The following is a 17,889-nucleotide window of genomic DNA, read 5'->3' as shown; positions in this document are numbered from 1 at the left end:
GTTACTCGACCGACTAGAATCGGACGACATAAAGCCATCGGCCTATGACGGGATTCTGAGTATAATACGGCATTACCTGCCTGCTTCAACCCCTCCTTGGGTCGCGTCAAGCCTCTATTGAAATGTATCGAGATAGTTCATAACTCCAGTAACCAAGTGATTATCAACATTGAAACCGCTACCCCATTCACACACCTACGAAACTGACACTTTCCAGCGGTGGCCAACAGGGTTATGTACCATTACCAATCGCGACACGTCTCACTGCTCGCGCGCGGTCAGTGGAGCCAGCCGGACACGGTACGCCACCCCCGACGCACCATGCCCGACCAGTGTGGGATAAACGCCAACGCACCAGGCTGGGATACGACCTGGTCACCCTCACCATTGAGACCTCCATAGTTAAACCCCGATAGGCGCTCTCACCACGTGAACAGACCCCTCACGAACGGTCCACCGCCCACCCAGTCGTCCAAACCTACCTTCAATCAATTAAGTCACCACCTGGAGCCGTATTCATGAATATCGGTGTGTCGTTGACTTCGCGGTCAAGGTGGACCGACCCGACAGCTATCACGATGAGTTCGCTAAGCTGTTCGAGCCCACCAGAGACGTCTCTTTGTGCTCGAACAACCCCCGGCTCCACAGCGAAGTCGTCGAGAGCTTCCTCGGCGACGCTTAACCTACGCCCGGGGTAACGTTGGTTAAGCCCCGGCGAGTCCAACGCCATAGTCTCCGAAGTGGGCCATTCATGATACACACGCGCAAGCAGTTTATTGACCCCTGACGGGTGAGGGGTGTCGTCGAGTCGGCGGCGCTCCCGGAGAACTACAGAGATGCCAGTTAGCGACATCTATCCACGAACGTTCGACGAAGACGTCCCGCTCGATCAACATACGAACGCCTGTCCGGAATGCGATGGCCGCATCACGGCTGATTCGAGCGAGCGGGCCTGCGAAGACTGTGGGCTCATCATCGGGGAACAGCGACTGAACCGTGGTCCGGATTGGAGTTCGTACGACGAAGACACGCGGCGACGCTCGGGTGCTCCGCTGACGGCGGCGCGGCACGACCGGGGGCTCTCGACGACGATCGGGTACGGAACCGATGGCAGTGGGAACGGGCTCTCAACCCGGAAGCGACGGCAACTTCACCGACTCCGTCGCGAGCACTCGCGTGGTCGGTATGAGACCAAAGCAGACCGGAACCTCATGCACGGCTTCACCGAAATCAGACGCATCACGGGGGCGCTCGGACTCGGTGATTCGATCCGGGACCAGGCGTGCTCGCTGTTCCGAACGGCCCAATCCAAGCGCCTGCTACACGGCCGGTCGATCGAAGGGGTCGCAGCGGCGTGTGTCTACGCGGTGGTGCGGTGCAACGGGCTGCCGCGGACCATCGACGAAGTGGCTGCCGTCGCCCGTGTCGAACAGGACCGCGTCCAGAGTTCGTACAAATCCCTCAACGTCGAGCTCAAACTCCCGACGAGACCCATGAACCCGAGCGAGTTCGTTCCACGACTCGCCTCGGAGTTGGACGTTCCTGATGCACTTCAACAGCGCGCCATTGCGCTCTCGCGAAGCGCCGAGGCGGCTGGTGTGACCAATGGTGTGCAACCCTCTGGTTTCGCAGCAGCCTGTCTGTACGTGGCCGGCAAGCGGTCGAAGTGGCTGACCCAGCGCGAAGTCGCGGAGGCAGCGAACACGTCGACGGTGACGGTTCGGAACCACAGCGAGCAGCTCGGTGCGCTCGCCGAGTGACCGTTTATTCTCACCTGCGGGGTGAGGTGAGTACTGATTTCCACCAACGAAACGCATCCACTGACGAGACTCGAGTTCACCAAGCGCGTGCGTCGCCGCGCCGAGTACGAAGCGTTCGGGTTCTTCATGTACCGGAGGGTGTGCTCGTGACCAACTGCAGCCATGCCGACCCGAGCGAGCATCGCTACCTGGTGCAGTCGTGGACGGACTCCTATTGTCGTGTAGTTGCCCTGCCGTCGAGCGATTCGACGGCGCGTATAAGCACCGAGTAGCGGTTGCGGTCCGTGATCCGGTCCTTGGTGCTGCACAAGATAATTCAGTCGATTACTCGGGTAGTGGCCTCATCGCCGGTGTCACGGGACAAAGGACCCGAATTGAATGGAATTGCCAAGTGTGCGAAGGACTTATTCATATACGGGCGTAAAGCATCTGTATATCATGTCTGACGCTGACTCTGGCGCGGGGGACAACGACCCCGAGACGGTGCAGATTAACATCCGTCTCACTCGATCTTTCCTCGAAGATATCGATGCAACGTGGAAGGAACAGGGATTCAACTCTCGGAGCGAGTTCCTCCGTCACATCGCACGAGATGCAGTAAAGAATCCTGACTTCTCCAGGGAGGGTTGGAAACAGGTTGCGACTAGTGAACACGGGCTTCGAACGGGAGAAACGGAGCTGGTCTCACGCGAAGAAATCATCGCGATGATTGACGAAGACGTGGATGACCGCTGAAGATGACAAGTGGACGTGGAAGTTCACTCAGTAAGCTGCTGCACAGTTTAACCGTCAGGATCCTCATATCCAGGATCGTATCGTTTCGAAGCTAGACGAAGTAGTTGACTCCGAGTGGCGTGAACCCGCGGATTACCTCGAACCACTCACAGGCGGACCCTTCGACAAACTGCGTGTCGGACAATATCGTCTTGCCTGTGTGTTGAATCACCAAGGACACGTTCTGGAAGTCCACCGAATCGAACATCGGAGTGGAGCCTACACTGCTGACGATTGAGGGCCTTATTTTCTCACCGAAATCATTGAACCATGGGCTTGACGGTCGCGTTGTATACTTCGCACCGACTGAGAGGTTCGTCGCAGCCCCGGTTTATGTTCACCTGCGGGGTGAGGTGAGTACTGATTTCCACCAACGAAACGCATCCACTGACGAGACTCGAGTTCACCAAGCGCGTACGTCGGCGTGCCGAGTACGAAGCGTTCGAGTTCGCACTCATCCCCGAGGGCGTGCTCGTGACCAACTGCAGCCACGCCGACCCGAGGAACCATCGCTATCTGGTTCGTGTTGTCGACGGACTCCCGAAGTCGTGTAGCTGCCCAGCCGACGAACGCTTCGACGGCGCGTGCAAGCACCGCGTCGCCATCGCGATCCGTGGCCCGGTCCTCGGAGCTGCACGACAGAATGCCGTCGCGACCGATGGCGGCCTGGTTCCGGCCGAGAACTCGGAGGCCGAGCTCGTCGACGAAGACGACTGCGACTGTAGTGCGCTCCCGGATGGCGTGCCATGTTGGCCGTGCTTCCGTGACGGTGAGCGAGAGTTCGAGAACGAGTCGCTGTTCGACTGAGCGACCGCAGCCAGTTTGTGGCGCTGGCACCGGGTGCCAGCGCGACTGATCGACCCTGTGGGTAGAGGGCGTGCTGGCGAGGTCCGACAATGCACCAGTTGATCTACGCACTCGTCGAGGCACCGACCGAAGATAGCGCGCTCGCGGAAGCGAGGATGACGTTCGACCGACTCGTGGGTGCGACCCCACACGACGCGGCCGTCTTCGACTACTACGTCACGTTCGACATGGACGGTCACTCGACTGCCGGCCGAGACCGGTGGGGCGACCTGCCCGTCGCGGCTCGAGTCGATTCAATGGAGGGTCAAGCGCTCCTCGAACGCGGCTGGAACGCGACCGTCGCCGAGTTCGAGCGGAACTTGGAGAAGATTCGAGAATCGATCTGTGAGTACAGCACTGCGGACGTCATGCGCGATAGGAACCTGATTCGCCACGCCTGCTACAACCTCGGCGCGTACCACGGACCCTCGCTGTACCTCTACGACCGACACGGGGACGGGATTCGCGATCCTGACCATCTGGAGCGGGTACTGGACACGCGCGAGCTGTGGATCGTGCCGGCCGACGTGCACTACTGACCACCCACGAAGTTTAATATGTGTAGGTTCTACACATGGATGATGGCCGAAGAGAAAACACGAGTCGATTTCAACGCCCCGAAATCGCTCGTCGAACGTGCCGATAGCGTCGTCGAAATCCTCGATATCTCTCGGACACGTCTGCTCATTGATGCCCTCGAAGACGAACTCGAGGAACTCGCGAACGACACAGAGTTCCGTCGCCGTCTCGGCGACGCCTACTATCAGGGCCGGGTCGACTACGAGACAGTTGAGGCAATCCTCGGACGCGAAGAAGCAATGCGAATGAAGCTTCTCCGGTCCTCAATCGACCGGACACCAACCGAGCCTCGGCTCGGTGACGGTCTTCCGAGCGATGAGGACTTCTACGACGGTGACGTTCCAGAATGGACGGATGAAGAGTCGAACGCCTGACGATGTCGGAGAAGGCGCTCGCTGTCGTCGACACCAACGTTCTGTTGAACCTCGCAACACCAGTCGTTGACGGCCGACCGAAGGCCCCTACCGGAGCAGACCCGCTCAAAGCACTTCTCACCGCGTACGACGTCCACATACCTGCGAGCGTTCTCGGAGAACTCGGCGAGGCGACAGGGAACGGTGATCTCCTGTCTGCAGCCGCCGACCTCGTCTTGCAGGCTGCACAGCACCTGACCACGCACGATGTCGACGAGCAGTACGACGATCCACTCGGATACGGGCTCGACCGTGGCGAATCCGAAGGTATCTGGCTGGCCAACGAACTGGCGGCCAACCTGTTCATCACCGACGAGTTCAACACGACGAACTACCTCTTCGTCGCCCTCGCCCTCGACGACCGGAATACGCTCTTTACGACGCCGCACGTTCTCTGTACGCTCGCTACCCACGGAATCCTTCCCTCGGAATACGTTGCGGCTGCACTCAGCTACTACGTCGAAACCAAGAGCTGGGATGCAGGGTATGTCGCTCAGCTTCGCCAGCAGTACCTCGTCGATTGACTCCGACGGCGAACTCGACTATCGATTCACCGTCGCCGATGAAGAACGCTACCGAAACGAGTGGAGAGACCGTGACACCACCCCGATTCCAGATTTGCCTCCATCCGTCGACTCCATTCCGGGACGCTAATGCTGGACTCTGATGGCGCAGGCTCCGTCGACGCGGGAGTCGTGACGTCGATGTGGAGCGATATCGAGTTCGGTGAGATTCAGGCGGACTCTGTACGCACATCGAAGCGCGCACCCCCATCGTCGCTCTCTGAGATTCGAACCGTCCAGTCGTGTGCGTCGACCATCTCCTTGACGATGTTCAGCCCGAAGCCGGTCCCTGCTTCCGCCGTCGAGTAGCCCGCCTCGAACACGTCGTCCCGTTCTGACGCCGGAATCCCCGGGCCATCGTCCGCGACGTAGAACCCGGCCTCGGTGTCGCCGACGGTCACGGTGATGTCTCGCCCACCGTGCTCGACGCTGTTTCGGATGAGGTTCTCGAACAGCTGCTGGAGCCGGTCCCTATCAGCATCCACGGAGCGTTCCGTCCCCACGATGAGCGTCGCGTCGGCCGTCTCGACTGTCGTCCAGCACGTTCGGACGAGCTCGGAGAGGTCCACGGGCTCGACCTCCATCGCCTCGTCACCGAAGCGAGCGAAGGCGAGCAGGTCATCGATGAGCGTGTCCATGCGGTCCAACGCGAATTCGATATCCTCGGTGTGCTCGCTGGTGCACTCTTCTTCGAGCAGTTCGAAGCGGCCCCGCGCGAGCTGGAGCGGGTTCCTGAGATCGTGACTGACGGCGCTCGTGAAGCGGTCGAGACGTTCGTTCTGGCGGACGAGCTCCTCCTCGTATGCCTTCTGCTCGCTGATGTCGCGGTCCATCGCGACGAACCGGTCCTTCCCATCGAGGTCGAGTCGAGTCAGGTGGACCTCGACCGGAATGGTCTCGCCGTCGGCCCGCTGGAGCTCGCCCTCGAAGCGGCGTGGACTGTTCGTCGGCAGGTCCTTCCAGAACGCATGTGCGCGCTCTCGGTCGGCTGTGACGTCGATCTCACACACCTTCTTCCCGACGAGTTCGGATTCTGTGTAGCCGAGTTTCTCGCACGACTGCTGGTTGACGTCGTGGATGACGCCGTCGGCGTCGTGGATCACGATCATGTCGGGCGAGCCCTCGAACACCGCTTCGAGTCGGGCCCTACTGGCGCGGAGTCGCTCTTCGGCGGTCTTTCGCTCCGTCACGTCGTCGTGGAAGCTGACGAAGTGAGCCAGCTCACCATCGGAATCGAACACCGGGGCGAGTCTGACCCGGTTCCAGAACGCCGCCCCGTCCGCACGATGGTTCCGCATCTCCACGGTCGTTCGACCGTGGTTCCGGATGGCGGATTCGAGTTCGGCCATGGCGTCGTCGCCCATGTCCTCGCCCTGCAGGAAGAGCCAGTCACGCCCGATGACGTCGGCTCGGTCGTAGCCGGTGAGCTCGGTGAACCAGTCGTTCGCGTACGTGATGGGGTTCCCCTCGGCGTCTGGGTCGAACAGGGCGATTCCGACGGGGGCTTCGTCCATCGTGCGCTCTCTGAGTGAGAGCGCCCGTTCTGTGGCGGGGTCGTCGAGCGGCGAGAACGTACAGACCAGCGAGCCGTCACCGCTGACCGTGAGCGTGTGATGGGTCTCGAGGACGCTCCCGTCCTTGCGCTCGAACGAGGTGTGCCCTTGCCACTGGCCCTGTCGTGCCTGCGGGAGGAGTACATCGTAGACCTCGGTGATGTCCTCATCGCGATAGAGGGTCTTCCAGTGCTCGCCGAGTAGCTGGTCACGCTCGTACCCGAGAAGGTCCGCAGCCGCCCTGTTGACGTACTGGATGTGGCCGTCCTCGTCGAGGATGTTGATACCCCCCTGTGCCGTCTCGATGGCCTGTCGTGCGCGATCGGTGTAGCGCTCGGCCCAGTACCGCTCGACGACCTGCTGGATTCGGTTGGCGAGCACGGTGTACTGCTCGCTGCCACCACCCTTCTGGAGGTACTCCGTGACACCTGCGGTGATCGCGTCGCTCGCAATCGCTTCCGAGCCGTGGCCGGTGAACAGGACGAACGGCAGGTCCGGGTGGTCAACTCGAATCTGCTCGAGGAGTTCGAGCCCGTCCAATCCGGGCATGTCGTAGTCGCTGACGATGCAGTCGAAGGCGGTCTCGCCGTCCTGAATCAGCGACAGCACCGTTTCTGGATCGGTCTCTGTGTGGACGCGAAACCGCTCCCCCCGTCGTTCGAGAAACGCCGAAACGAGCGCTGCAAATTGCGGATCGTCGTCGACGTGGAGGACGTCGATGGGTTCCGAGTCCAGGTGGACGAATCCGTTGCTGCTGTCCCCGGAATCAGTAGTCATGCACAGTGGTCACGGAGCGGGAAGTATGGATTTGTTGGTTGCTCAACCATGGTCTGTCGCGAGGTATCATCCCACAGTATACCCCACCTGTCGTCGTCGCTTGCTGCCGATCTCGACAGTCATCAGCCCGCAACTGACTCTCTAGGGACGCCACCTATTTTCCGAGCCCATCTAGATAGTTTTAATACTAATTGCTATAGGTTATAGGTAAGAAGCACGCCGCGCTGCTCGTTGTCTTCTCCGGGTTGACGACAGGCCGCGCAGAGACGTGTTTCACCAGAACACCATGTCCGCACCCGAGACACGGATAGTGACAAGTATCGACCGACTGACCACCGCTCTCAAGTGGACTGTCTTGGGAGGAATCGCAGTTGCCCTCTTCACCTCGCCCGCAATCGCCCAGGGCCCTGGTGCCGAGTTCTGCGCCAGCGACATGGCCGATACCATTCGAAACGTATTCTCGGTCATCCAGTTCGGCGGCCCGCTCATCGGAGGCGTGCTCGCACTCGGCGCGACCGTTTCGATGCCGATCATCCGTCGCTCCGACATGAAGAAGGAGCTCAAAGAGATGCGCACCCAGGGCATCATCTGGGGGATCATCGTCGCACCGCTGGCGACCGTGATCATCCAGTTCATCATGAACAACGTCGTCGCGGGGGGCACGAGTTGCGCGTTCTAGCGCTCAATACAGTCCTCGCGATGACCATGCTCGCACTCACCGTCACCGGAAGCAGTATCGCACCCACCGCTGGCCCGCCCACGCAGCCGGACCACGGTGTGAACGAGACCACGTTCGACAGGCTCTGGTCCGGCGACCCGGACAACGGGAGCATCCCCACGGACGCCTCGGCGATGGCAGAACTGGCCGCGTACGTCGATATCCCGTTCGACGCACCACCACGTGCGGTCGACCAGTGGAACGCCGGCGACCACGGGGAGTTCCCCGAGACCGACTGGCAAACGTCGGCGGTTCCCGAGAACACGCCGACCACGCGCGGCCTCTTCGTCAGGGATGCCTACGTCCGGACGTTCGCTATCTCGCCGTCGACGAGGGCGCACCTCTCCCCCAACGAGACGCCGCTGTTTGTCGCGCCCAAGGGGAGCGTGTTCGCGACTCTCGACTATCGGGTCGAGCTCCCGCCCTCGACGAACACGAGCGACGAGCGAACATCTTGGAGCGTGGTCGACACCGAGAGCGAAGTTCGACTCCGCGTCGACAACACGACAGTCGATACGGTCGAGGGGACAGCGACACCCACGCTCACGTACGCAGAACTAAACGAGTGGCCGGGGACCGAGCACACGCTCACGGTCGAGGCCGAGATCACCGTCACGGTGGAGGAACTGGTCGAGACCCGTGTCGAGCAGTGTTCCGACCCCGACAACGAGTCGACGTGTGAGGACGTCTGGGTTCCGAACGCCACCACGTTCGTCGAGACGATTACGGTGAGCGACTCGACCGACGTGACTGCGTACGAGCTGGTCGCGTCCGTCCGCGCCGTGGAGTACCCCAACGGCGACCTCGGCGTCGGGGTCACCTCGCCCCAGCCGTGGCAGGGCTTGGCGCTCGAGAACGGCTCAGTGAGCGGTTCGTGGGGCTATTACTCAGCACGAGACTCCGACTGGGACACATTGGAGCGTCGGCAGGCGTGGAACCACTCGGTAACCGTGGACTCGCCGTCGGTCCCACTGCAGGTCCATGCGTTCCCGTCACCGCAGTCCCGTGGTCCAGAAACAGCAACCAATGGATCGGTGGATGTTCTCGCGAGTGATGGCCAGACCGCGCCTGCGCCCTCGCTTCCCGACGAGATCGACCTCGACGTGGCAACGGGCACCTTCACGTCGAGCGACCGAATCGCCGTCCGTGACGACGAGTCCCCGGGAACGAGCGTCGTTGTCCACGGCCTCGTTCGTGGAGTGACCGTCGAGCGAGAGCTGAGTGAGGTCGACCGGGGAGATCTGGCACCTCGAAACCTGACCGTCGACATCGTCGAGGTGAGCGGGGACAACGTGACTCTCGAAGTCACGCTGGTCGACGCTGAGACGGGCGCACCGATCAGCACGGACTGGACAACCGGTATCGTTCGAGTGAACGGCCACCCCGTCCAGACCAACGAGCATGGACACGGGCAGGTGACGCTCCCCCGCCGTTCAGTCTACGACGCCCGGTACGACCCGGGAACCTGGTGGGACCACGAAGCCGAAGACCTCGGCGACCGCGACCAGGTCTTCGTCGCTGGCTCGGTCGCCGGATTCATCGACCTCATGTTCCACGCGGGCGTTCCACTCGTCCTCGTCCTCCTCGGTATCTTCCTCGTCGACCGAATCACCGGTTGGGGTGTCTGGCCACCCTGGAGGGGGATTCGATGACGCCGTCTCGTCGAGCGCTGCTCGCGAGTAGTGCAGGCCTCGTCGGGACGGTCTTTGCGGGCTGCCTCGGCGGGAGTGACGACGGGACGGCTAACAACTCGACGTCACCGGGGTCGGTTTCCGTTCCAGACGACTCGCCAGTGGCCGGTGTCGAGGTGACTGCAACCGACGTAGTGGTCTCGCTCGAGCCAGACAGTAATGTGTCACAGCTGAACCTCATCGCCCCCGATGGAACCGCGTTTGCGCGTAGGACTGTTACCGCGGGTACGACAACCGTTCGGATTCCGATACTCGACCCCGGTGTGCGACGGATTCAGGACCGGTATCAACCGGGCGAGCACGAGGTCGTTGTCGTCACGAATGGGGAAACCCATAGAATCCCCGTGGCGTTGGAGCCGGATCTCCGCCTCACCGATGCGAGAGCTACGATTGACGAAGAAACGACCGAAGCAACTGGACACATTACGGTCGAAGTCACGAATGATGGGTCTGGCCCATCTTGGGTTCATCATATCGTCTACGCCGATGCTCCCTATCCAGATGCGAACGAATCTCTCTTCGAACCAACATCGCTTCCACAACTAGAGGCTCCACAAAATCCAGAGGACGTAATTATTGCTCCTGGTGAATCCAAGAGCTATGTCGGATTCCGTCGACCTCTACAGTTCCCCGATCCACCGAATCAAGACTGTTCGTATGGACCAATTGAGTTTCAGGTTATCGGGGGAACAGCCTACGGACCGAATTTTCGAGGGAATCTCTCTGTCACCACGTCAGGAGAACCAATCGGGGTCTGGAATCGGCACATCTGTAGCGAAGCGACCGTGGAACTCGAAACCGTTCAGGAGGAGGAGGAGGACTGATGGGGCTAAAAGAAGTAATAATCGCTGCCCTCACCGACTTCGTTGAGGCTCTATTCCAGCCCCTCGAAGGACTCGTCGAAGAGCACGGCAACGAGGTCCTCCAGTTCGTCGTCGGTACGGATGCTCCGAACGCAATTTTCAGTCGGCCCACGAACGGCGTGTGGCCCAGTCTGTACGATTACTACTGGGAGTCGGTCGTCCCGCTCGCACTCGGCATCTGGGCACTGTCTATCGGTCTCGTCATCTTGCTGGAGTCGACGAGCAACCTCTTCAGCGGCTATCAGGGTGCACGCATGAAGCGGCGAGCGTTCGCCGGACTGCTCGCGGTCCTCTCATGGTGGTGGATCGCCGCGTTCTCCCTGCAGTTCGTGGACCATCTCGGAATCTACATCCTTCCGGATCTCTCGGACGTCGACCTGATCCAGAGTATCTCGTATGGTGTTCTCAGTGCGATAGCCTACGCGATCTCGGTGTCGGTGAACAACACGCTCCTCGTGTCCATCGCGACGGTCTATCTGGCCAGACGAATCGCGCTGTACATGTTCGTGCTCGTGATGCCGCTGCTGATAGTCATGTGGATACCGAGCGTGGGGCCGTTCGCGCTCGTGGCGCGGTTCATGAAACGGCTCGCGGGATTCTACGTGCCGTTCCTCTTCATGTCGCTACCGGCAGTCGTTCTCTTTCGACTCTCGGCGATCCTCGGTGGGAACTTCGGGCTCTCTGTAGAGGGCCTGCTTTCGTGGGTTCTCGGTCTCGTGACCCCGTTTCTCGCGCTCGTCGCGCCCTTCGTTCTGTTCTGGCAGGCCGGGGCGATATTCATGGCGAGCGAACGCATGGGGCGACAGGTCTCCACTGGCCGTCTCGGCCAGCAGCTGAGTTCGACGAAGCAGGCTGGACAGACCGCAGCCCACGGTGGCCGGAACTTCTCCCGAGGACTCCGCGGTGACGGTGCGATTCGTCGAGACGGACAGACGCTGCTGAATTCCGGTGACTCCCGGGCACACGCAGCAGGTCAGCGGGTTCGCGGAACTCGAGACTCATTGGCTGCCGCATTCTCGGGGCCCTCTCCGGAGTCGAGTACTGGCGTGGCCTCTGAAGCGAGCAGTTCTGGTCAGGATACGACACGGAACGACTCCTTCGACGCACTCCGTCCTGACCGGCCGAGCGCACTCCCACCAGCACGCACAGCGCAGACGACCGACGCCACAGACGCCAATCAGCCATGAGTACGGAACCAGCGAAACGAGTCCCGAAGTCGATCGGCACAGACGCGAAACTGTTCGGTAGCTACACCCTCACCGACCTGATGGTCGGCCTGTTCCCGGGGGTGGTCGTCGTGCTCGCGACGCAACTCCTTGTGCCGGCGACGACGACGGTCGCAGGGTATCGGGCACAGCAAATCGTCATCCCGCTTGCTGCACTCGCAACGGTGGTTGGTGGGGTGTTCGTCTACCTCACGCCGACGTACACCTCGAGCATCGACTGGGTGGCCTCGATGCTCGCGTACCTGCGGCGACCATCGCAGCTCGACCACGACGACGCGAAGGAGTACACACAGCTCGAACGAGTGCATCAGGAAGCCGGAGCCGTCGAGCGGACTGACGGTGCGTTCGTCGGCATCGTTCAGGTGACGCCACCGATGCTGGCGCTGGCGACCGACGATGAGTGGACACAGACGACGGAGGCGTTCCAGCGGTTTCTCAACACGACCGTCGAGTTCCCGCTGCAGTTCTACTCGACCACCCGTTCGTTTCCCGTGGAGGAATACCTCTCGCACTACGAGCGGCGGCTCACGGATTCGGACGTGAAGGCGAACCCGCAGCTGGCCGCGCTCATCGAGGAGTATATCGAGTGGTACGGCCGCGAGCTCGACTCGCGCCAGATGACCATCCGTGACCACTACGTCGTCGTCTCGGTACGTCCCGAGGAGGTCCAGTTCGAACGCGAGAGCATCACCCAGCAACTCGCCGGGCTTCCTGTATTGGGGCTGTTCATCCGCGCGATCGCCGCGCCCCCCATCGAGAAACAGCGTCTGGTTCTGCAGCAGCGGCTCGATGAACGGCTGCGCCGGGTCAGTGGTGGCCTCCGGGAGATCGACGGCTGTACTGCATATCGCGTCCCCGTCGAAGAGGCGACGGAACTCGTCGAGGAGTTCTGGGCTGGAACCGAGGCGTCACAGGGGCAGATGGAACAGCGACTGCGGACGACACCCGTCGTTGGAGGTGCGCGGTGATCCGGATTCTTCGTTCGTTCTTCGCCAACGACCCGGAGGGAGATGGCGAAGAGACGGACGCGACAGCCCCGGACGACGGTTCGGGCCGCGGGCTCGATTCGGTGGCCGAGAGCCACCAGTCGCTTGTGAGCGCCGACAGCATCGAAGAGTTCCCGAACGCCGTTCAGACAGGTGAGCAGTTGACGCGAACGCAGTGGATTGCGGAGTATCCGGACGCGCCCACGGACGGGCTGTTCGAACAGCTGTACTCGACCGGCGAGACACGCGAGACCGATATCGCGATCCACGTCGACCCGCGGGATACGGACCGGACGCTGAACGAACTGGAGAACAAGATCGAGACGCTCGAAGCCGACCACGAGTACCTGAATGAGCGGCATCGAGCCGGAGCGCGTGGCATCCGGAAGGACCTGGAGGACTATCAGGACCTCTACGACGTGCTTCGGAACACGCCGATGGAGGCGTTCGACGTCTCGATGTACCTCACCACGAGAGCCGACGAGCCCGACGCAGAGCGTGTCGACGTCGACGGCGTGCTCGGGGCGGCGAGGCGCGCGCCGGCGAACCTCACACCTGTGACACCGCGCTGGCAGCAGCTCGACAGCCTCGTCTCCTGTAGCCCCATCGGCGTGGACCGCCTCGACGACTCACTCGACTCGACGACACCCATGCTCGGGGGCGCGCTCGGTGCGATGTTCCCGTTCGTTTCCGGTGCGTTCGCAGAGCCTGGTATCGAGTACGGCACGTACGCGCTCAACGAGAGCCCGCTCATCCTCGACCGCTTCAATCGCGAGACCGGGTACTGTACGATGGTCATCGGGAAACTCGGCGCAGGGAAGTCGTTCTCGACGAAACTCCAGCTTCTCCGACGCGCGATGTACGACCCTGACACCATCATCGTGATGCTCGATCCACTCGAGGGCTTCGCGGGCGTGAACGACGCGCTCGGCGGGGAACGCGTCACGGTGGGTGGGACGCGTGGGTTCAACCCGCTCGAGATTCGGGCGACGCCCAGCGAGGTGCTGGAGTCGACGCCCGACATCGACCCGTGGGGCGAGCAGATCGCGTGGGTCCTCACGTTCTTCAAGACGTTCTTCACGCACGTCGCGTCGAACCCGCTCGGCGACCGGACACAGACGCTACGCCGTGCGGTGCAGGAGACGTACGAGCAGGCGGGCATCACGCGGGACCCCGCAACCCATGGCAAGGAGTCGCCGACGATTACGGACCTCATGCGGGTCCTCGAGTCGATGCTGGAGAATCCGGGAGCATTCGGCTACCCGAACGAGGGCGTTCAGGAACGGGTCCGGGAGGATGCGGAAGCACTGCTCACCGACCTTCAACCATCCTTCCGTCCGGACGGTGACTTCGCGAACCTCGCCCAGCCCACCGAGTTCGACCTCGACTCCTCTGTGGTGTATCTCGACCTCCACCAGGAGGAAGGCGTCCGTGGCCAGGCGGAGACGAGCCTGATGATGCAGGTCCTTTTTAACGCGGTCTACGAGCGCGCGAAGGGGACCGACAAGCGCGTCGTGTTCGTCATCGACGAAGCCCACTACCTGTTGCACGACTCGACCTCGCTGGGATTCCTCGAGACGGCGGTGCGGCACAGCAGGCACTACGACCTCTCGCTGCACTTCATCACCCAGACCGGTGGCGAGTTCGCACTCACTCCCGAAGCGAAGACCATCGCGAGTCTCTGCTCGATGACGCTGATCCACCGCGTCGACGAGGAGGCCGACAAACTCGCGGAGTGGTTCGGGTTGAGCGAGCGCGAGGTGAACTGGGTCCGCACCGCGAAAGCAGGCAACGACGAGGACGGCTTCTCCGAGGCACTGCTGGGTATCGACGAGGAAGGCTGGTTCCCACTCCGAGTTCGGGCGAGTCCGTACGAGCGACAGGTGCTCGATGGTTCTCACGAACGTCCGACCGGGTCCGATCTCGATAGCGACGTCAGTGCAGGGGTTCGACTGAGCCCGGATGGAGGTGAGCACCGTGAATAGGGGTGTCGAGCCGGACGCGATTCCAGCTGCGCTCCGTGAGTACCCACAGTGGGTGTGCTGGCGCGCGAAGGAGCGTGATGGGAAGCTGACGAAGATTCCAATCGACCCGCAGACTGGCTCGTTCGCCTCCGTTTCGGACCCGGACACGTGGGCGCTATACGAGGTCGCTCTGGGTGCAGCCGAGGCGGAGGATGGCCTCGGCTTCGTGTTCACCGAGGACGACCCCTTTGTGGGTGTGGACCTCGACGACTGTCGCGAGGACGGCGAGCTCACCGACTGGGCCGCCGACATCGTCGACAGACTGGATTCCTACACCGAGGTCAGTCCTTCCGGAACAGGTGTGCATGTACTCATCGAGGGGATGATTCCGAGTACGAAATCCCGTTCAGGGTCGGTCGAGTGCTACGATTCGAATCGATTCTTCACCATGACCGGCGACCACGTCGATGAAACGCCGACTGGAATCGAGGAACGACAGGACGCGTTCGCGCCCGTGTACGACCAGTACGTCTACGGTGACGATGAACGGTCGACCGAGGGGCGAGCACAAGAACGTCGTACTTCGTCAACGCCGACCTCACTTTCGGATGCCGAGCTCATCGAGAAAGCGACGAATGCGAAGAACGGCGCGAAGTTCGAGCGCCTCTGGAACGGAAGTACGGCAGGCTACGAGAGCCAGTCCGAGGCCGACATGGCCCTGTGCTGTCTGCTGGCGTTCTGGACCGGAAACGACGAGACACAGATGGATCGACTGTTCAGTGATTCGGGACTCTACCGAGAGAAGTGGGACGAAGTCCACTACTCCGACGGGTCGACGTACGGGGAGCAGACTGTCGCGAACGCTGTCCAGGTGTCGAATGAGACGTACGAGCGAGAGACAGACGAAGCGGACGTTGCTGGCAGCGGCTCCCCTGTCTCGGTTTCGAATCAGGAAGCCACGATGCTCCGAGAGCGTGTCGACCTGCTCCGGGGTCGAGTTGACAGCCTCGAACGAGAACTCGCACGGACACGAGACGAGATTGCCGGCCTCCGGCAGTCCCAACAGGGTCTTACTGAACATTCTAGGCGTGAGCCCGTTTCCGGAGCACCAGTGGAGCCCGCCAGCGTCCGACTATCATCACGGTTGCAACGCCTGATTCAGGTATTCCGTTAAACTGCCTCGGAGTCGAGCCCCGGGGTACTCGCCTTACATATCGGGAGATATGGGCAGAGTTCACTGCCCACATGCGGAGCAGGATATATCACACGAGGGTCTGTATTGCTGAATATGCCAACCGATGAGCCCTCCAAAGAAACGAAGGTCAGCGATCGTGGGAGGGTCACGATTCCGGTCGACCTCCGGCGGCGACTCGGTATCGAGGCCGGTGACAGGCTCCGGTGGGCCACCGACGACGAGGACAATCTCTCCGTCGAAGTAGTCAAGCAGCGCTACGGTGCGTTCGACGATTTCGAACCGGTCTCGATGGGTGGTAACGGGTCTGAAACGCACGACGGTGCTGGTCACGAAGGAGATCATACACTCTCGGAGAACAACTGATAGAGGAACTTCGGCCCACAGACAGCCTGATGCCGAACTGATCCTGGTCGAAAATGTTTAGCAGTCACTGCCCGATGGATGTTTCAACTGGGTCTGCCATCGGATTTAGGAGCCTGAGGATGGCTCCTCAGCGAGAACGAACGATTCATCGCTGCCGTGCCACTCGTCAACGAGATCGTCTTCCTCTCTGGCGTCCGTTTGTGCTGTCAGTGAAAGCGACGAGTCATCGAGGTCGTCGAGAACGGTAAAGGCTGCATCGTTCGGATCTGCCTGTTGCTGACGTTCGACCCACGCTATCAGCGCCTCATGACTGGCTTCTTTGAGCGACAGTCCGTGTTCCTCGGCAAACTTTCGAAATCGCTCGTACTCCTCCTCGTTCAATTCAGTCTGGACGTGTTTCGTATCGTTGCTACTCATACTGACTGCTCCTCATTCTGTATTAAAGTACGTACTCATGAAGTATAATTCGTCCGCGCCTGGAAAGGGAATATAGAACTTTACCAAAGAACTATATTACTCTGAACGTTGAGTCTCTATATGAACGACCGAGGCCCACCAGAGGAGTTTTCGGACATCAACGAGGTGGTCGGAGAGGAGTGGGAGTCCGAAACAACGCCCTACGAGCGCATTCGACACGTCGTTGCGCATACGTACAGTCCCGTCTCAGCCGCAGAAGTCGCTGAGGATGCACGGACGGCCCCGAAGACCGCTCGAAAGCACCTGAACACACTCGCTGACGAGGGGTTCGTCGAGACGACCACGGGCGAGCACGGCGGCACGCTCTATCGCCGCTCACCCGAATCGCTCGTCGTCGAGCAGGCTGCCGACATCCTCGACCACGTCTCGACCGACGAACTCGTCACACGAATCCAGGAGATGCGTGCGCAACTCACCGAGTATCAGTCTGAGTTCGGTGTCGATTCGCCAGCAGAATTGGTCGTCGATCAGACGAATCAGATACTCACCGAGTCGGATTCTCCGACGGAGGAGATTGATCCAGAGACGATTCGTGAGTGGAAGACGCTCCGCCGAAATCTCGCGTTCGCGAACGCAGCGCTCTCGATCGGAAACGCCGAGCAGTTCGTCGACGGTGACCGTCGCTCGACTGACGATAGCGTTCCGGCCTGAACGATGCAGGAGTCATCTGACCGGACGGAAACACACAGTCTTCGTGGAGCGACGGACCGGCCGGCACTACTGACGATTCGCGATGTTGTCGAGGAAACAGAACCACTTGCAACACCCGAACTCGACGAGTATCTCAATCCATCCGTCCTCGAAGTTTCGCTTGACGACGGGTTGTGTGAGGCTGACGAGGCCCGAATCGACGTCCAGTGGACGACACGGGATGACTACAAGTTCCATTACTCGGACAGCGAAGCGGTGAATCTTCGCTGGGGAAAGCATCCACACGGGGGAAACTATATCCAGACTAGTGGGTTCGAACACTATCACCCACCGCCCGATGCGAGCTCAGACCCAGCCGAGGTCGAGGAATCCTGTATCATGCAGTCTCCCGAAGAATTGGTTACCCGCGCTGTCCTCAAGCTCTGGCGGGTAGCGTATCACACCGATTCGTATGAACCACTAAACGCAGGACGGAACCCACCGTAGACAC

The 17,889-nt window shown here is 61.0% G+C and carries 19 protein-coding genes and 1 pseudogene; 17 read left to right on the top strand and 3 right to left on the bottom strand.

The window, feature by feature from the left end; translation table 11 throughout:
* Positions 1-484 precede the first annotated feature (484 nt).
* Positions 485-853, bottom strand: a complete 369-nt coding sequence (locus NOW55_RS02255) for a hypothetical protein (protein WP_256398431.1) — start codon at positions 851-853, stop codon at positions 485-487.
* Here NOW55_RS02255 and NOW55_RS02250 point away from each other — a divergent pair.
* The 7 genes and pseudogenes from NOW55_RS02250 to NOW55_RS02225 all read left to right on the top strand — a co-directional run bounded on the left by NOW55_RS02250 (position 837) and on the right by NOW55_RS02225 (position 4,896).
* Entirely contained in the window at positions 837-1,760 is a 924-nt protein-coding gene (locus tag NOW55_RS02250; RefSeq protein WP_256398430.1) for a transcription initiation factor IIB, read from the top strand. The genes NOW55_RS02255 and NOW55_RS02250 overlap by 17 nt on opposite strands.
* Positions 1,761-2,198: 438 nt before the next feature.
* A complete protein-coding gene (locus tag NOW55_RS02245) occupies positions 2,199-2,495 on the top strand; it encodes a ribbon-helix-helix domain-containing protein (protein ID WP_256398429.1) in 297 nt (98 codons plus the stop codon).
* Positions 2,485-2,772, top strand: a pseudogene (locus tag NOW55_RS20710) (type II toxin-antitoxin system RelE family toxin). Before NOW55_RS02245 ends, NOW55_RS20710 begins: the two are co-directional and overlap by 11 nt.
* Before the next feature lie 236 nt (positions 2,773-3,008).
* Positions 3,009-3,341, top strand: a complete 333-nt coding sequence (locus NOW55_RS02240) for an SWIM zinc finger family protein (RefSeq protein WP_256398428.1) — start codon at positions 3,009-3,011, stop codon at positions 3,339-3,341.
* Positions 3,342-3,430: 89 nt separating this feature from the next.
* Positions 3,431-3,919 (top strand): DUF7995 family protein, encoded by a 489-nt coding sequence (locus tag NOW55_RS02235; RefSeq protein ID WP_256398427.1) that lies wholly within the window; start codon positions 3,431-3,433, stop codon positions 3,917-3,919.
* Positions 3,920-3,961: 42 nt separating this feature from the next.
* Positions 3,962-4,333, top strand: coding sequence for a hypothetical protein (locus NOW55_RS02230; protein WP_256398426.1), 372 nt, complete (start codon positions 3,962-3,964; stop codon positions 4,331-4,333).
* Positions 4,334-4,335: 2 nt separating this feature from the next.
* Positions 4,336-4,896 carry a PIN domain-containing protein gene (locus NOW55_RS02225; protein WP_256398425.1) on the top strand — a complete coding sequence of 187 codons (561 nt, stop codon included), beginning with the start codon at positions 4,336-4,338 and terminating at the stop codon, positions 4,894-4,896.
* Positions 4,897-5,105: 209 nt separating this feature from the next.
* Here NOW55_RS02225 and NOW55_RS02220 read toward each other — a convergent pair whose 3' ends face one another.
* Positions 5,106-7,265: a PAS domain S-box protein gene (locus tag NOW55_RS02220; protein ID WP_256398424.1), complete on the bottom strand. Its 2,160-nt coding sequence runs from the start codon at positions 7,263-7,265 to the stop codon at positions 5,106-5,108.
* 433 nt (positions 7,266-7,698) lie between these two features.
* On the opposite strand from NOW55_RS02220, the gene NOW55_RS02215 reads away from it, so the two are divergent.
* The 8 genes from NOW55_RS02215 to NOW55_RS02180 all read left to right on the top strand — a co-directional run bounded on the left by NOW55_RS02215 (position 7,699) and on the right by NOW55_RS02180 (position 16,271).
* A complete protein-coding gene (locus tag NOW55_RS02215; protein WP_256398423.1) occupies positions 7,699-7,944 on the top strand; it encodes a hypothetical protein in 246 nt (81 codons plus the stop codon).
* A gap of 20 nt (positions 7,945-7,964) precedes the next feature.
* Positions 7,965-9,635, top strand: coding sequence for a DUF8186 domain-containing protein (locus NOW55_RS02210; protein ID WP_256398422.1), 1,671 nt, complete (start codon positions 7,965-7,967; stop codon positions 9,633-9,635).
* Positions 9,632-10,498 (top strand): carboxypeptidase-like regulatory domain-containing protein, encoded by an 867-nt coding sequence (locus NOW55_RS02205; protein WP_256398421.1) that lies wholly within the window; start codon positions 9,632-9,634, stop codon positions 10,496-10,498. The genes NOW55_RS02210 and NOW55_RS02205 overlap by 4 nt, the downstream gene beginning before the upstream one ends.
* On the top strand, positions 10,498-11,724 hold the full coding sequence (locus NOW55_RS02200; protein WP_256398420.1) for a TrbL/VirB6 family protein: 1,227 nt from the start codon (positions 10,498-10,500) through the stop codon (positions 11,722-11,724). Before NOW55_RS02205 ends, NOW55_RS02200 begins: the two co-directional genes overlap by 1 nt.
* Entirely contained in the window at positions 11,721-12,731 is a 1,011-nt protein-coding gene (locus NOW55_RS02195) for a TraC-like domain-containing protein (RefSeq protein WP_256398419.1), read from the top strand. Before NOW55_RS02200 ends, NOW55_RS02195 begins: the two co-directional genes overlap by 4 nt.
* The gene (locus tag NOW55_RS02190) at positions 12,728-14,734 is read left to right on the top strand and encodes a VirB4 family type IV secretion system protein (RefSeq protein ID WP_256398418.1); all 2,007 of its coding nucleotides are present in this window, start codon (positions 12,728-12,730) and stop codon (positions 14,732-14,734) included. The genes NOW55_RS02195 and NOW55_RS02190 overlap by 4 nt, the downstream gene beginning before the upstream one ends.
* The gene (locus NOW55_RS02185; protein WP_256398417.1) at positions 14,712-15,887 is read left to right on the top strand and encodes a phage NrS-1 polymerase family protein; all 1,176 of its coding nucleotides are present in this window, start codon (positions 14,712-14,714) and stop codon (positions 15,885-15,887) included. The genes NOW55_RS02190 and NOW55_RS02185 overlap by 23 nt, the downstream gene beginning before the upstream one ends.
* A gap of 114 nt (positions 15,888-16,001) precedes the next feature.
* Complete coding sequence (locus NOW55_RS02180) at positions 16,002-16,271, top strand: AbrB/MazE/SpoVT family DNA-binding domain-containing protein (RefSeq protein WP_256398416.1); 270 nt, start codon at positions 16,002-16,004, stop codon at positions 16,269-16,271.
* Positions 16,272-16,376: 105 nt separating this feature from the next.
* Here NOW55_RS02180 and NOW55_RS02175 read toward each other — a convergent pair whose 3' ends face one another.
* Positions 16,377-16,688, bottom strand: a complete 312-nt coding sequence (locus NOW55_RS02175) for a hypothetical protein (RefSeq protein WP_256398415.1) — start codon at positions 16,686-16,688, stop codon at positions 16,377-16,379.
* A gap of 120 nt (positions 16,689-16,808) precedes the next feature.
* Here NOW55_RS02175 and NOW55_RS02170 point away from each other — a divergent pair, with 120 nt between their 5' ends.
* Positions 16,809-17,399 carry a DUF7342 family protein gene (locus NOW55_RS02170; protein WP_256398414.1) on the top strand — a complete coding sequence of 197 codons (591 nt, stop codon included), beginning with the start codon at positions 16,809-16,811 and terminating at the stop codon, positions 17,397-17,399.
* Positions 17,400-17,402: 3 nt separating this feature from the next.
* A complete protein-coding gene (locus tag NOW55_RS20705) occupies positions 17,403-17,885 on the top strand; it encodes a toxin-antitoxin system TumE family protein (protein ID WP_368407682.1) in 483 nt (160 codons plus the stop codon).
* The last annotated feature ends 4 nt before the right edge of the window (positions 17,886-17,889 follow it).

The organism is Haloarchaeobius litoreus (assembly GCF_024495425.1).
Taxonomy (GTDB): Archaea; Halobacteriota; Halobacteria; order Halobacteriales; family Natrialbaceae; genus Haloarchaeobius; species Haloarchaeobius litoreus.
This window is presented reverse-complemented; position numbering and strand designations above follow the sequence as displayed.

Excerpts from the sequence above, each read along its gene's own strand:
- NOW55_RS02250 (WP_256398430.1), top strand. The coding sequence starts at position 837 with ATGCCAGTTAGCGACATCTATCCACGAACGTTCGACGAAGACGTCCCG.
- NOW55_RS02255 (WP_256398431.1), bottom strand. The coding sequence starts at position 853 with ATGTCGCTAACTGGCATCTCTGTAGTTCTCCGGGAGCGCCGCCGACTC.
- NOW55_RS02245 (WP_256398429.1), top strand. The coding sequence starts at position 2,199 with ATGTCTGACGCTGACTCTGGCGCGGGGGACAACGACCCCGAGACGGTG.
- NOW55_RS02235 (WP_256398427.1), top strand. The coding sequence starts at position 3,431 with ATGCACCAGTTGATCTACGCACTCGTCGAGGCACCGACCGAAGATAGC.
- NOW55_RS02230 (WP_256398426.1), top strand. The coding sequence starts at position 3,962 with ATGGCCGAAGAGAAAACACGAGTCGATTTCAACGCCCCGAAATCGCTC.
- NOW55_RS02225 (WP_256398425.1), top strand. The coding sequence starts at position 4,336 with ATGTCGGAGAAGGCGCTCGCTGTCGTCGACACCAACGTTCTGTTGAAC.
- NOW55_RS02220 (WP_256398424.1), bottom strand. The coding sequence starts at position 7,265 with ATGACTACTGATTCCGGGGACAGCAGCAACGGATTCGTCCACCTGGAC.
- NOW55_RS02215 (WP_256398423.1), top strand. The coding sequence starts at position 7,699 with ATGGCCGATACCATTCGAAACGTATTCTCGGTCATCCAGTTCGGCGGC.
- NOW55_RS02210 (WP_256398422.1), top strand. The coding sequence starts at position 7,965 with ATGACCATGCTCGCACTCACCGTCACCGGAAGCAGTATCGCACCCACC.
- NOW55_RS02205 (WP_256398421.1), top strand. The coding sequence starts at position 9,632 with ATGACGCCGTCTCGTCGAGCGCTGCTCGCGAGTAGTGCAGGCCTCGTC.
- NOW55_RS02200 (WP_256398420.1), top strand. The coding sequence starts at position 10,498 with ATGGGGCTAAAAGAAGTAATAATCGCTGCCCTCACCGACTTCGTTGAG.
- NOW55_RS02195 (WP_256398419.1), top strand. The coding sequence starts at position 11,721 with ATGAGTACGGAACCAGCGAAACGAGTCCCGAAGTCGATCGGCACAGAC.
- NOW55_RS02185 (WP_256398417.1), top strand. The coding sequence starts at position 14,712 with ATGGAGGTGAGCACCGTGAATAGGGGTGTCGAGCCGGACGCGATTCCA.
- NOW55_RS02180 (WP_256398416.1), top strand. The coding sequence starts at position 16,002 with ATGCCAACCGATGAGCCCTCCAAAGAAACGAAGGTCAGCGATCGTGGG.
- NOW55_RS02175 (WP_256398415.1), bottom strand. The coding sequence starts at position 16,688 with ATGAGTAGCAACGATACGAAACACGTCCAGACTGAATTGAACGAGGAG.
- NOW55_RS02170 (WP_256398414.1), top strand. The coding sequence starts at position 16,809 with ATGAACGACCGAGGCCCACCAGAGGAGTTTTCGGACATCAACGAGGTG.
- NOW55_RS20705 (WP_368407682.1), top strand. The coding sequence starts at position 17,403 with ATGCAGGAGTCATCTGACCGGACGGAAACACACAGTCTTCGTGGAGCG.